At 27.2% G+C, this 14,070-nt stretch carries 12 protein-coding genes and 1 tRNA gene; 6 read left to right on the top strand and 7 right to left on the bottom strand.

The window, feature by feature from the left end; translation table 11 throughout:
* Positions 1 to 23: 23 nt before the first annotated feature.
* Entirely contained in the window at positions 24 to 2,030 is a 2,007-nt protein-coding gene (rqcH, locus tag MBORA_RS08330; RefSeq protein WP_063720538.1) for a ribosome rescue protein RqcH, read from the top strand.
* Here the strand turns inward: rqcH and MBORA_RS08325 are convergent.
* Complete coding sequence (locus MBORA_RS08325) at positions 2,027 to 2,731, bottom strand: metal-dependent hydrolase (protein ID WP_063720537.1); 705 nt, start codon at positions 2,729 to 2,731, stop codon at positions 2,027 to 2,029. The two genes, rqcH and MBORA_RS08325, sit on opposite strands and share 4 nt — an antisense overlap.
* A complete protein-coding gene (locus tag MBORA_RS08320) occupies positions 2,721 to 3,890 on the bottom strand; it encodes a DUF3784 domain-containing protein (protein WP_042694617.1) in 1,170 nt (389 codons plus the stop codon). Before MBORA_RS08320 ends, MBORA_RS08325 begins: the two co-directional genes overlap by 11 nt.
* Before the next feature lie 189 nt (positions 3,891 to 4,079).
* Between MBORA_RS08320 and MBORA_RS08315 the strand changes: the two genes are divergently transcribed.
* Positions 4,080 to 4,286, top strand: coding sequence for a class III signal peptide-containing protein (locus tag MBORA_RS08315; protein WP_042694619.1), 207 nt, complete (start codon positions 4,080 to 4,082; stop codon positions 4,284 to 4,286).
* A complete protein-coding gene (locus MBORA_RS08310; RefSeq protein ID WP_042694622.1) occupies positions 4,279 to 4,458 on the top strand; it encodes a class III signal peptide-containing protein in 180 nt (59 codons plus the stop codon). The genes MBORA_RS08315 and MBORA_RS08310 overlap by 8 nt, the downstream gene beginning before the upstream one ends.
* An 18-nt stretch (positions 4,459 to 4,476) precedes the next feature.
* On the opposite strand, the gene fwdF is transcribed toward MBORA_RS08310, so the two are convergent.
* The 4 genes from fwdF to MBORA_RS08290 all read right to left on the bottom strand — a co-directional run bounded on the left by fwdF (position 4,477) and on the right by MBORA_RS08290 (position 8,750).
* Complete coding sequence (gene fwdF / locus MBORA_RS08305) at positions 4,477 to 5,487, bottom strand: tungsten-dependent formylmethanofuran dehydrogenase subunit FwdF (protein WP_042694623.1); 1,011 nt, start codon at positions 5,485 to 5,487, stop codon at positions 4,477 to 4,479.
* Positions 5,488 to 5,496: 9 nt separating this feature from the next.
* Entirely contained in the window at positions 5,497 to 5,688 is a 192-nt protein-coding gene (locus MBORA_RS08300; protein ID WP_042694624.1) for a 4Fe-4S binding protein, read from the bottom strand.
* 98 nt (positions 5,689 to 5,786) lie between these two features.
* Positions 5,787 to 6,245, bottom strand: coding sequence for a phosphopantetheine adenylyltransferase (locus MBORA_RS08295; RefSeq protein ID WP_063720536.1), 459 nt, complete (start codon positions 6,243 to 6,245; stop codon positions 5,787 to 5,789).
* Between the two features lie 231 nt (positions 6,246 to 6,476).
* Entirely contained in the window at positions 6,477 to 8,750 is a 2,274-nt protein-coding gene (locus MBORA_RS08290; protein ID WP_052331862.1) for a transglutaminase domain-containing protein, read from the bottom strand.
* 1,191 nt (positions 8,751 to 9,941) lie between these two features.
* On the opposite strand from MBORA_RS08290, the gene MBORA_RS08285 reads away from it, so the two are divergent.
* From MBORA_RS08285 to MBORA_RS08275, 3 genes are all read left to right on the top strand, one after another.
* On the top strand, positions 9,942 to 11,495 hold the full coding sequence (locus MBORA_RS08285) for a radical SAM protein (protein WP_042694625.1): 1,554 nt from the start codon (positions 9,942 to 9,944) through the stop codon (positions 11,493 to 11,495).
* A 65-nt stretch (positions 11,496 to 11,560) separates the two neighbouring features.
* Complete coding sequence (locus MBORA_RS08280) at positions 11,561 to 12,676, top strand: pyridoxal phosphate-dependent aminotransferase (RefSeq protein WP_063720535.1); 1,116 nt, start codon at positions 11,561 to 11,563, stop codon at positions 12,674 to 12,676.
* A complete protein-coding gene (locus MBORA_RS08275) occupies positions 12,669 to 13,574 on the top strand; it encodes a cation diffusion facilitator family transporter (RefSeq protein WP_042694627.1) in 906 nt (301 codons plus the stop codon). The genes MBORA_RS08280 and MBORA_RS08275 overlap by 8 nt, the downstream gene beginning before the upstream one ends.
* A 4-nt stretch (positions 13,575 to 13,578) precedes the next feature.
* Here MBORA_RS08275 and MBORA_RS08270 read toward each other — a convergent pair.
* Positions 13,579 to 13,662, bottom strand: a tRNA-Ser gene (locus tag MBORA_RS08270).
* Positions 13,663 to 14,070 lie beyond the last annotated feature (408 nt).

Genomic DNA, 14,070 nt, shown 5'->3' with positions numbered 1-14,070 from the left:
TTTGATATTTGAAAGGTGTTTAAATGAAAGCTATGTCTAATGTAGATGTTTACACAATAAGTGATGAACTAAATAATTTATTAAGTGGTGCAAGAGTTGATAAATCCTTTCAACCTACTAATGATATTGTTGTAATAAGATTTCATGTTCCTGGAACTGGTAGAATCGATTTAGTAATGCAATGTGGATCTAGAATACATACTAGCCAATATCCTCTTGAAAATCCAACAACACCACCTACTTTCCCTATGCTTTTAAGAAAAAGAATAAAAGGAGCAAATGTAGTTAGTATTACTCAACATAATTTTGATCGTGTCATTGAAATTAAAGTCAAAAAAGATAAAATATACACAATCATTGTAGAATTATTTGACAAAGGAAATATAATTCTTTTAGATGATGAAAATAACATAATATTACCCCTTAAACGAAAACAATTAAGTAGTAGAAACATTAGCTCTAAAAAAAAATATGTATTCCCTGAAGAACGTGGAATTAATCCAATAAGCATTACAGAAAGGAAATTTAAAGAACTATTTAATGATAATGAGAGTGATGTTGTTAGAACACTTGCAAGAAATGGACTTGGAAGTTTATATGCAGAAGAAATTATTGAAAGAGCTAATAATTTTGAAAAAATTGATAAAAATACTCCAAACTCCAAATTAACCGATTCACAAAAAACTATCATTTACAAGGAATTTAAAAAATTATTTGATAATTTAAAAAATAAATCTGTAAAAGCACAAATAGTTAAAAAATATGGAAAAGAAGATGTTATTGCTCTTGATTTGGTAAAATACAAGGATTTTGAAAAAAAATATTATGATAGTTTTAATGAAGCTTGTGATGAATTTTATTCTAAAAAAATAAATACTGGAATAAAAGATGTGAAAGAAGCAGCTTGGAATAAAAAAGTAAATAAATTCGAAAAAAGATTAAAGTTACAACAAGAGACACTCGATAATTTTGCTAAAACAATTGAAGAAAGCCAATATAAAGGAGAATTAATTTATTCTAATTACACAAGTATTGAAAATATGGTTTCTACTGTTAACTCAGCAAGGAGTAAGGACTATTCTTTTAATGAAATTGGAAAAACCTTAAAAAAAGCTAAAAAAAATGGAATGCAAGATGCTCAAATTTATGAATCAATTGATAAAATGGGTGTTTTAACATTAAATATTAATAATACAAAAATTGATATCAATCCAAAACTTACCATACCTGAAAATGCTGAAGTTTACTATGAAAAAGCTAAAAAAGCAAAAAGAAAGAGAAAAGGTGCGTTAATAGCTATTGAAAACACTAAAAAACAATTAGAAAAAATCAAAACTAAAAAAGACATAGCAATGGAAAACATAACTACTCCTAAAAAAAGAGTTAAGAAAAATTTTAAATGGTATGAAAAATTAAGATGGTTTATCTCATCAGAAGGGTTCTTAGTTATTGCTGGACGTGATGCAAACAGCAATGAGATGATTGTAAAAAAATATTTAGAAACAAATGACATTTATTTACACGCCGATATACATGGTGCATCATCAACAGTAATAAAATTAAATAAACAAGAATTAACTGACCAAGTCATTAAAGAATCCGGAGAGTTTGCAGCCTCATTTTCATCCGCTTGGTCAAAAGGTTTTTCTACTCAAGATGTTTACTGGGTTCATCCAGAACAAGTTTCAAAAACACCTGAAGCAGGAGAATTTGTAAAAAAAGGATCATTTATTATACGAGGACATCGTAACTATATTCGTAGTGCAAAAGTAAAATTAGCAATTGGTATTGTTGATTATGAAGGAAAAAGAATTATGGTTGGTCCAATTGAATCAGTTGAATCTCATTGCCAAAATTATATTGTTATAAAACCAGGTTATACTAAAAAAGAAGCAATAGCTAAAAAAATACTTCATAAAATAAATGAAAATGACATATTAACTCTTGATGATATTATAAGAGTTTTACCTTCTGGAAAATGTGATATTGATGAAGAATACCATCAAAGAAAAAAATACGAAAAAAATTAATCTTTAAAATCGAAATATTCACCAGAATTCATTACAACAACATCAATATTTGGATTAAATTGACTAACAAAGTTAGCAAAAATAGCTGGATCTTGTTCAATAGGTGGGAAAGTATTATAATGCATTGGAATAACTACTTTTGGATTTAACCACATTGAAGCTAAAGCTGCTTCAAATGGACCCATTGTAAATTTATCACCTATTGGGACCATCACAATATCTGGCTTATAAATATCTCCAATAATATCCTTCATATCTTTAAATAATCCAGTATCTCCTGCATGGAATATTTTAGTTCCATCTTCAAAGGTAATTAAAAAACTAGCTGCAACTCCACCTGGAACTACTTCTTCTACAACATCAATATCTGACGAATGCTTAGCTTCGAGCATTGTAAATTTAATATTTCTAAATACAAATGATCCTCCAATATTCATACTAATATTTCTTATACCTTGTTTTGATAAAAATAATGAAATTTCATGAATACATGCTATAGGTGCATTAGTTAAATTAGAAATTTCCATTGCATCTCCAAAATGATCAGAATGACCATGAGTAAGTAAAATTATATCTGGATTTAACTCCTCAATAGGAATTTGACAAGTAGGATTATTGCTTATAAAAGGATCAATTAATATTTTAACATTATCATCACTAATTATTTCAAATGCAGAATGACCTAACCATCTAATTTCCATAGTTAACGCCACCTTGCATACTGTTCATGATAAATTCTTCATCTAAATTAGAAGCTATATTCCAAGTTTTTTCAAAATCAGCCCTAATATTAGAAATAGAAATTCTATCATTGAAAATAGCCCCATATTCTTCATTATCTTGACCTTGAGAAATAATCATTGCATAAGAATCATCTGTTATTAAATTAGTAGAATATACTTTAGGAACTGTTTTAATATGAACTCCTTGTTTTAAAAGAGAGGATATTAAAAATGTGTATGACATGTCAGATAAATTAAATTCACTTATAATAACTCTTGAATAAATAGTAGGAACATGGGATAAAAACCTATCAGATAATTCATTTAATGAAGGAATTTCTAACATCAATTCTTTATTAATTTGGAAAGACAATTGATCAAATGCTTCTTCAGTAGATAATAATCCTTCATCAGTGATAATATTTCCTTTAAGGGATCTAGGAACAGGTAAACTTTCTGGATTATTTAAATCAATTTTAATTTCTCTATGTTCAGGAACAATCTCTTCAACAGCAGGATTAGTGTTAATACTTTCATCGTTTTGTGTTAAAGCACGTTGAATTCCAGATTCTCTATCACTATATTGAATATTATCATTAATAGTACGTGTACTACGCTTTTTAGGAGCACGAGTGACTTTTAGTGGTTTTCCATAATATGGCGTGAAATCAAGTTGATTATCTAAATCAACTTCTTTTTCTTTTTGTTTATTAACCCTCAATACTGCTTTAGGATTCTCTTCTTGAGCTGTGAAAAAATCACTGAAAGAAGATCCATTGTTCTCGTGAGAAACTTGATAATCTTCAACATTTAATTCTTTATACTCATCATCATTATACTCATCATATTGTCTGTGAATTTTTAAAGGTCCTTCATTAGAATTATTAGACCTTTCAAATCTCGGAAAAACATCAGAATTAATCTGATTTGAATCTAAAAATTCTTTTAAAATATTATTAGTTCTATCTGCATTATTATCAACAAAATAAACGATAACAAATACAATACCAACCATTGCTATAATAAAACCAATAATTAATAAAATATCTAACAAATTATATACTACTGTTTCATATGCAATTATAACACCAATTGCAAATAAAATAATTCCTGAAATTAATTTTGATTTATTCCCCACGATTTCACCCTTATAAAATTATCACTCTATTATTAAACTAATAATAGATTATATTTTAAATTATTTATAAATATAACTGATAAAACAATGAAATAAGAAGCAAATATCGAAAATAAGAAAATGTATTACTTTTTTAATAAATAGTAATATTAATATAATGGAAAACCCATAATAAATATGGGTGAAAATATGAAAATTTTGAAAACAATCATCACAGAAAAATCGGGACAAGGAGCTGCAGAATACATTTTATTATTCGGAGGCGTGTTAGTAATAGCTTTATTTGCTTTAACAATATATAGATCTTATATGGAAACAAGTGATACAAGTTTAAAAGCAAAAGATGACATAATAGATGTTAGAAACACCATTTTAGACAACCGAACCCATGTATAGAAAAATAGATTCAAAAGGACAAAGCAGTGCAGAATTAATATTAATAGTTGGAGGATTAATAGTAATCGTACTATTTGTTGGAAGCTATATTACTAATATAACAATAAATGCACAAAATAGCTTTGAAAAATTGTTAAATCAACAAAGAAATTATTTAATAAATAAATTATAATAGAGAGAAGTTATCTCTCTATTTACTAACTAATAAGCTGTTTAAAATTTCATTCCATGATTCAGAATTAATATTATTCAATTTCATACTAGTTCTAGATAACACCCTGATATTTTGTGGACATGCAATAACACAAGTCCCACACAAGTTACAGAAATCAAGATTAACTACTGCTTTTTCATCAATTAGTTCAATTGCATTACATGGACAAACATCTATGCAAGCATGACAAGAATTATGTTTACATATTTTTTCATCAGTTTCAACTAATTCTAAAGTACCTTCAAATGGTTTTGTAACATTAATTGCATCAACAGGGCAAACTTCCAAACACCATGAACAATTTACACAAGAACTTTCAGTAATAAATGTATTTCCAGTTATTTCAGGAACTTTAATTTCATCATGCATCATGCATGTAGAACAAACTTCCATAATTGCATCTTGAGGACATACTCTCTTACATACCCCACAAAAGACACATCTTGATAAATCAACATCAATAGTTTTATTTAATTTATCATTAGTGAATCCTGGAATTTCTTTAATTGAAATAGCTTGTGCTGGACACAACTCCTCACAAAATGCACAATAAATACATTTTTCATCATCTATTGTAATTTCACCCCTAACTAATTCCTGAGGATTTGGAAGGATTCTTTCAAAAAGTATTGCATCACGAGGACATGCAGAATAACATCTTCCACAGTAAATACACTCTTCATCATTAACTTTAGATTCAACATCCCAAATTGGATATAATCCTGTATCTTTAATATTCTCCTCATTTATTTCCAATGTTAAAGCCTCAAATGGGCAAGCTGTTGAACATAAACCACATAAAACACAAGAATTAGAATTTATTGAAATTAAATCCATTTCAATTAATCCTCTTGCAATAGGCACAATTGGGCCTGTTCTTAAAGAATTAGTAGGGCATACATCCACACATATACTACATCCAATACAATTATTATCTTTATAAGATAATTTACGGGTTTCATTACCCTCTCTCTTGACATTGAACATTTTTATCCCTCAGGCTTTTAAAATAGCTTGATTTGGACAATTTTGTAAACAAAGATCACAATCATCACAGTTTTCTGGTTTTACTACCACATCACCGTCTTCTTCAACAATTGCTCCTTGTTCACAAAGTTTAATACATAAACCTTGCACTGGACAATCATTAATATGTCCACACAAATTTGAATCAATTTTTACTACCATATAACCACCTCATTATTAAAATATATTTATCAAAAAATAAATATACCTACATAGTATTTTATCGAAGTGCAAATATAAACATTTCGATTTATTTTTAACTATTTCAAAAAAATACCATTTTGATTAATTTCACCACGCCTAATTCGGGTGGAAGAAATAGGAGTACCATCATAAGCCAATACAAAGCTAACAACAACAATATCTAAAGGTTTCATTCCTTTAGAAACACGAATCTCATTAATTTTAACTGCAGTTGGTTCTGTTTCTTCACTAACTACGATTGCTTCAATATCCTCATCATAAATAGTAGTTCCATATGGATCATCTAGGGAAACAACATGAAAATTAGATTTATCAGAAAAAAAAGATTTAAGATTTTGCATCCTCTCTTTACAAGAATCTATATCTCCTTTAAGACCTCCAAACTCATTAGAAGTCACACCAATCTCAATATGATCACCAATCTCGAAAGCTGTACTTAATAACTTTTTGTGTCCATCATGGAATTTATCAAAAGTCCCTCCAACAGCCACTTTTTTATATTTTTTAGAATTCATGATTATTATCCAAATAGCTTTAAATAGAACTTTTCTAAAGTATATGCCTTAGAAATTCTTAGGTAATCCATAATTTAATGAAAATTGACTAAGCTATCCCCCCATGTTCAATAGGTTCACATGACTACACTAAAAACTTAGTAGTGTACTTATATATTTAAAATAAAGTTTTATTAAAACTAGTATAAATTATTAGCTATAAAAAAATAAATAAAAAAAGAAAAAATTAAATTAAAATGAAATACTTGAATAATATCCATGAAGTTTATAATTCTTAGTATTCCAACTAACGATTTTTCCAAATGAGTTTCTAGAACTTGTTGCATCACAAGATATCCAAGTATCACCAATCAATACTTGAGTCCAAACATGTCCATATGTACTTCCACTACTGAATGTACATTTACCATGAGCATATCTTGCTGCAATACCTGCGTTTCTAAACATAGCCACTAATAAATGAGAATGATCAACACAATTTCCTGCTTTTTTATTTAGTGTACCTACAGCTCCATATTTTGTATCATAATAAAAACTATATGAAATTTTATCTCTAACATAGTTATATAAAGCAGTAGCTTTTTGCTTATCAGTTTTTAATCCTTTTGTCAATTTTGTAACTAATGCTTTAATCTTTGGACTATTAACTTGACAATTTTTAGAAGCTGCTAAAAATTCTTTTAAGTCTTTAATATTATTATGTGTATTTGCACTAGAACTTGAAGATGAACCAACATTATCTATTGATACATAAGATGGCATTCTTGAATTATCACCATAAAACGCAATGACACGTGAAAGTGCATACACTAATCCATTATAACCAATAGTTCCAACATCAGAATCTACAGAATTAGGCATTTTACCTTTAGATTCTGCGGTCTTAACAATACTTTTTGCAACAGAAAGATAATTAAATAAATTACCCATATTATATGCAGAACCCGGTTTAGTTGGATCATCAATACTTTTAAGAGTAATTGGAGCTTTATTTCCATTTTTTAAATTAACAATAGCTTTAGAAACTAAATAAGTATATTCTGCAGTAGGTAAAGTAATATCTCCTATTTTAACAGTTTTTGGTAACCTGTTATTGCTTTTAATGAATTTATTCACATTTTTTGAAGCAGAAATAATATTATTAACAGAAACTTTGTTAAAAACATGGATTTTAGATGAACCTGCAAATTTACCATTATGATATTTAACAATATAATCACCTAATGATAATCCAGACCAAGATTCTTTAGCAACACCCTTTGAATTAGTTTTAACAGAATAATTTTTATTGTTAAATGTAAATACAACAACGGAATTTTTAATTGGATTGTTTTTACCATCAACTAACTTAATAGAATAAGTAGCTTTATTTCCAACAGTTATATATAAATCATTAGCAATAAATTTAGTTCCATTAACTAATACATGTTTTGAAATTGTTTTGGATTGATAGTAATTATCATTAATCTTGGATGTGATATCATAATAACCAACACCAAGTTTAATACCTAATTTAGCCACTCCATTTGAATCAGTTTGAACATTGTAGGTTTTACCATTAATTTTAAATTGAACACCAGTCTTTTTAAGAAGGTTTCCATATTTATCTTTAATAATAGCTTTATAAACAGAACCATCATTATGGTTCATTTCCAAATTATCTACTAAAACAGAACCTGTTTGTTTAGAAATTATAATCTTATTTGCCCCTGTTTTATAATAACTTGAACCTAGGGAAGAATAGGAATATTTGACTTTGTAAGTACCTGGCTTCAAATCACCAACAGTTAATTTAGCAATTCCATTACTATTGGTCTTGCAAGCAGTAGTTTTACCATTTAACGTGATTTTAACAATTTTATTTGTTAAAGCTTTACCATTATTATTGGTTAGTTTAACACTAAATTTAGATCCATCTTTATATTGCATTTTTAAAGTTGATGCTTTAAAAACAGACTGAGAATCCTTAACATATATCTTTCCATATCCATAAGCATTATAAAATCCTTTGTTTCCTTTAAAGTTAAAATTAATAGAGTAAGTACCTTTAGAAAGAGCAGGAATAGTTATAGTAGCTTTCCCATCCTTATTAGTCTTAGTAGTTACTTGCTTATTATTATACTTAAAGTATACTTTTTGCCCACTAATTGGAGCATTATGTTTGGATAATAAAGTAATAGAGTAAGAATATTTCTTTTTAGGTGCAATATATGTTTTTGCTTTAGCATTAATTTTAGAACTATCTTTTTTAACTACGACATTATTATAAATTTTTTCCCCAGAATGCAAATTAGTTGCAGTCATAACATATTTTCCAGGTAAAAGATTAATATCTAATGTAGCAACACCTTTACTATTGGTTTTAACATAGTAAGTTTTTCCATTTATTTTAAGAGAAACTTTAGTATTTGCTAATACTGCATTATCTTTCCAAAATATTGCAGAATATTTATTTGAAGTACCATAATATTTTGTTAAACTGTTTCCTTTTAAAGAAGCTAACACTTTAACATTTTTTGAAATGGAAGAAGCATAATATTTACTATTACCTGAAAATTTAACTTTAACAGCATATGAACCTTTAGATAATGAAGCTACTTTAATAAAAGCTATTCCACTATCATCTGTAGTTCCTTTATATGTTTTCCCATTAATTGTTAAAGATATTTTTTGATTTTTTAAAGCGTTATTACTTTTATCAAGTAATTGGACTTTAAAATAAGTAGCTAATCCACCATAATGAGTATCACCAACACTGATTGTAGTTGCAGTTTTACCGCCACCTAATTCAGATTCATTTGAATTAATAGCTAAAGCAGAACTATTTGAATCAATAGAAACAACAGATGTATTTTCATCTGCAGATAAAGTATTAATTTCAGAGTTTGCTCCTAAAACATCACTATCATAGTTGGACTCATAAGTAGATTCTTCGGAAACTTGTAAATTCCCAGAATTATCCTCATTTGATGAATAATTGCTAACTAAAGCATCATCATCCGAATAACTTGTTAAATTATCATTATGAGAATTAACTATATTACTAGTTTCTGAGATAGAAAGCTCGTTAGAAACTTCTAATTTTTCTGAAGATAATGAATTATCAATATCTTGTATTAAATTCGAATCTTCTGTATTTGAAACATTATCCAGTTCAACTGCACATGCAGATCCTAATGCAAGGAAAAATACAAGTACAAATGAAAAGATTAATGTTTTATTTTTTATCGAAATTTTTCCACCTCTTGGTTCTCATTACGAAAATTTTATAGTAAAAATATGATATATACTAATTAATAGTATTCATAATGAGTGGATTATACTTTATAATTTTTTCATATATAAATGTTTTTACAACTTTATTAATAAAAAAACCATTGTAAATTACTTAAATTTACTATAAAAAGCTAGAATAATATAGAAATTATTAAAAAAAGACAAATAAAAGCTAAATTTAATATAAAAAACAAATAAATCTTAAATTTAAATTAAAATTTTAACAATATAATGAAATTGACAATTTTAATAATTTGTCCTTTTATATTAATAATCACGATGTTTAGATATTTTATAGTGAAAATTAGTAAAAATTTGTATTATTATGAAAAAATAAAACTATAAAAAAAAATAATATTGAAAATAACCAATTTAAGAGAAAAAGAAAAATTTAGTAATTTTTTAAAAAAAGTTGATAAAATGTTATATGAAAAAAACGTGTTTCTAAAAAAGCATGAAAAAATTGATGTACGATTTGGATTATGCTATCCCAACATTTATCGAACTGCAATGTCCTCCTTAGGTTATAATATACTTTATAATTTAATAAATGAAAGAAAAGATACTTGGTGTGAAAGAATAATATACCCTAATACTAATTCAATTGAATCTAATACTCCAAGCAAATATTTTGATATAATAAGCTTTACTCTTCAATTTGAAGAAGATTATTTTCATTTATTGGAAATGTTAAAAAATACTGGAATACCCATAAAACGTGAAGACAGAAGTGAAACAGATCCCCTAATAATAGCTGGTGGGCCTTGTGCAACATCAAATCCAATGCCTTTATCTGATTATATTGACATTTTTATTATTGGCGAAGGAGAATCAAATATTAATCAACTAATTAATAAATATAAAGAAAATCCGAATCATGATTTAGAAAAGTTTTTAGAGATACCTGGAATATACATTCCCGAATATAATAATAAATGTAATATAGCAATTGTAGATATGGATGAAGCTTATCATATAACTCAACCAATCATGAGCGAAAGTGATGAAGAGGAATATCAAACTATTTTTAATAACACCATAATGTTGAATGTTTCAAGAGGATGCACAAGAGGTTGTAGATTCTGTATGTCTAGCTATCTATACCGCCCTATGAGACAAACAGATTGTGATAAATTAATAGATATTGCAATTAAAAGTCGTGAAAATACAGGAATAAATAAAATCACATTAATTGGTGCAGCCGTATCTGATTACAAGGATTTATCTAATTTAACAAAAGGACTTGAAAAAGAAGGTTTTCAAATTTCAACACCCTCACTTAGAATAGAATCCATAACTAAAGAAACACTAGAAACACTTAAAAGAAGTGGATTAAAAACAATTACACTCGCTCCTGAATCAATTGAAAAATTACGAAAAGTAATAAATAAAGATATTTCTGATGAAAAAATATTTTCAATAATAAAAGATGCTGTTGAACTTGATTTTAAAATCAAATTATATTTTTTAATTGGAATTCCAGAAGAAACAAAAGAGGATATAAAAGAACTCGTTGAATACATGAAAAAAATAGCTAGTATGCATAAAAATATTAAAAATATAAAATTTAGTGTCAATCCAATAATTCCAAAACCACAAACACCCCTGCAATGGGAAGGTTATGATTTTAAAGATATAAAACAAAAGACAAGATATCTTAAAAAAGAATTAAAAAGATATAACTTAAAATGTGAAAGTCCTAAAAAAGGACTAATTCAATATATACTATCTTGTGGAAATAGCAAAGTCGGTGAATTAATTGAAAAATCACTAACAAAAAATATAACATTAAATGACTGGAAAGAAATAACTCCTAATTATGAAATAAATGATGATTTACCCTGGGATAATATTAATGTAGGTGTAAAAAAGAAATTTTTAGAAATTGAAAATAAACGATTAAGAAACTTAAAACAAACCCCCTGGTGTGAAAAATCACCATGTTATAAATGTGGTTCATGTGATGAAAAATAATTACTAGAAAAAAATAGAATTACTATAATTAGATATAATATAAAAAATTAAGTGAGGAAAAATTTATGATTAACCCTGCAAATAGAACAAAATCAATTAAATTATCACAAATAAGAAAAATGTTTGAAGTGACAAATCCTAATGCCATCAATTTAGGAATTGGAGAACCTGATTTTGATGTTCCAAAAAATATCAAAGATGCAATGAAAAAATCAATTGATGATAATGATACTCATTACACACCAAACAAAGGATATATTGAATTAAGAGAAGCAATATGTGATAAATTTAAAAAAGACAATCAAATTGATACAACACCTGAAGATGTTATTGTTACAGTAGGAGCTAGTGAAGGATTGTATCTTTGTGCCCAAGCATTTATCGAAAAAGGAGATGAAGTTATACTTCCAAATCCTAGTTTCTTATCTTATGAAGCATGTATCAAACTATCTGAAGGAATTGTAAAACCTGTTGAATGTTTGATGGAAAATGATTTTAAACTAAAATCTAATGATGTGGAAAATAAAATTACAAAAAATACAAAAGCTATTATTCTTAACTCTCCATCTAATCCAACGGGAGCAGTTATGGAAAAAGAAGACATAAAAGCAATTGCAGATTTATCAATGGATAAAGATTTTTTAATAATATCTGATGAAATTTATGAAAAAATAATTTATGATAAAAAACATTACTCTCCTGCAAAATATAGTGATAATGTAATTACACTAAATGGATTTTCAAAAACATATGCAATGACAGGATTAAGAATAGGTTATTTAACTGCAAAAGAACATATTACAGAAGAATTATTAAAAATACATCAATATAATATAGCTTGTGCTAGTACAACATCTCAAAAAGGTGCTTATGAAGCATTAACTGGATCGCAAAATGAAGTTAAAAAAATGGTTAATGAATTCAAAAATAGACGAGATTTAATTATTAGTAGCTTAAATGAAATGGAATATGAAACTGTAAATGCTGAAGGAGCATTTTATGTATTTCCAAAAATAGATGATGAAAATTTTGTTCAAAAAGCAGCTAAAGCAGGAGTAATAACTGTTCCTGGAATTGCATTTGGAAATAATGGAAAAGGACATGTGAGAATGTCATATGCAAATTCTTATGAAAATATTGAAAAAGCTATGAATATAATAAAGAGGATTAAAAATGGATGAATTTAGAAATAAAGATGGGAAAAAAGTAGTTATAGTTGCAATAATTGCAAATACCTTTTTAACTGTAACAAACATATTTATAGGGTTAATATCAGGAAGTTATGCGTTAATTTCTGAAGGAGCACATACATTATCAGACATAGCTACAACATTTATTGCATATGCAGGATTTAGAATTGGTCAAAAACCAGCTGACACAGATCATCCTTTAGGTCATGGCCGTGCAGAAGCAATAAGTGGCCTTATTATAGTACTATTTTTAGCATTTGTAGCTTTTGAAATCATTACAGGAGCTATTGAAAAAATATTTGATCCTAAAATAATTACAATTCCAGATCACTATGCAATACTAATGGCATTGCTTGGAGTATTTATTAACTATTTTGTTAGTAAGTACATTATTAAAATCGGTGAATCCATTAATAGTCCAGCCATTACAGCTGATGGATATCATCAAAGAACCGATGTTTACTCATCCATGGCAATATTAATAGGTGTTACAATAGCCAATAGTGGATTACCAATTATAGATCCAATTATTGGATTAGTAATCGGATTATTAATTTTAAAAACTGCTTACAACATAGGAAAAGAGAATATCGATAATATTATGGGAAAAGTACCTTCAAAGGAATTAATAAATAAAATTAAAGAAGTAGCTAATAACACTCAAGAAGTTGAAAATGCACATAATATTAAAGTAGATTATTTAGGTTCTTATGCAGTAGTTTCACTACATGTTGAACTTGATGGTAATCTAAGTTTAAACAAATCTCATATAATTGTACATCAAGTACAAAAAAATGTTGTTGAAGAAATTCCAATAATAAAATCAGCATTTGTACATGCATGTCCAATAGGTTTAAAATATGATCATCAAGAAGAATTAGATAAATAAAAAACGCCGGGAACGGGATTTGAACCCGTGTGATCATAAGATCATCGGATTAGCAGTCCGACGCCGTACCAGGCTGGGCCATCCCGACAATATAAAATATAAGATAGTAAACTATATGTTTATACTTATTTATAAAGTTAATTATTTTATGACCTTGTTGAAATCCTAATTTAAAATTTTCACTACTCTGTCAATGTTGTAAACTGTTGTTTTGAGTCTTGTTTCTTTGTTTTGTTGTCTTGTTTTTTTTTTGCTTTTGTTTGTCCCTGAGAATTTTCTTTTTATTACGCTGAATACACTTTTTACGTTGTTTCTTCTTGAATATATTTTTTTATCGAAGGTTTTTATGCTTAATCCTTCTGTACCATTCGTGTTTGAAGTTGGATTTGAGTGGTATTTGGTTTGATGCTTTTATTTCTTCGTTTATGCATTCTCTTATTTTATTGGTGTCGTAAGCTTTGTCTGCTATTATGTATTTAATGTTGTATTTTTTTTA

Origin of the sequence: Methanobrevibacter oralis, from assembly GCF_001639275.1 — an archaeon.
In the GTDB taxonomy this organism is placed as follows: domain Archaea; phylum Methanobacteriota; class Methanobacteria; order Methanobacteriales; family Methanobacteriaceae; genus Methanocatella; species Methanocatella oralis.
This window is presented reverse-complemented; position numbering and strand designations above follow the sequence as displayed.